1 protein-coding gene is annotated in these 524 nt (G+C 33.4%); it reads left to right on the forward strand.

What is annotated here, in order from left to right; genetic code table 11:
* Nucleotides 1-524: hypothetical protein (locus tag N1032_RS27780; protein ID WP_259543964.1), on the forward strand; the 524-nt coding region annotated here is incomplete at both ends.

A 524-nucleotide genomic window follows, 5' to 3' on the forward strand; every position in this document is an offset into this window, starting at 1 on the left:
TAGCTACTACTACACCTGCTCCAGCACCTGTAGAGGAATATAAAGCCCCTGCACCTACAGTAGTTAAAACTTATACATTAGCCTACGGTGCTAAGAATGCTAAAGGTGATATCATGCCTTTGGTTATCTCTAAATATAGTGATGGTACAATTAAAGATAATACAGGTGATGTTTATACAGGGAATAGATTCTATGCTACCAGTGATTATCTGATCTCTATTGATGGTAAAGAATTTACCACTGATAACACCCCTGCTTATTTTGCTAAAAATAATATCTCTTATGCTGTAAAAACAGATTTGCAAAAGGCAATAGATAAAGGCTGTAATGTTTACTTCACTAGCTATGATCACAAATTAGTAACGCTGGTTTCTTGTGGTAATAAGTTATTCTACAATGATGTAAATAACTTTGGTGATGTTAAGCAATACACCTATGATAGCATTAATGAAAATGGTGAAATGAAGTACACTAAAAACGGTAGTAATAAATATATTATCGTGAAAGGTGCTAACATGAATAAC

Source organism: Herbiconiux daphne (assembly GCF_024979295.1).
GTDB lineage: Bacteria > Actinomycetota > Actinomycetes > Actinomycetales > Microbacteriaceae > Herbiconiux > Herbiconiux daphnes.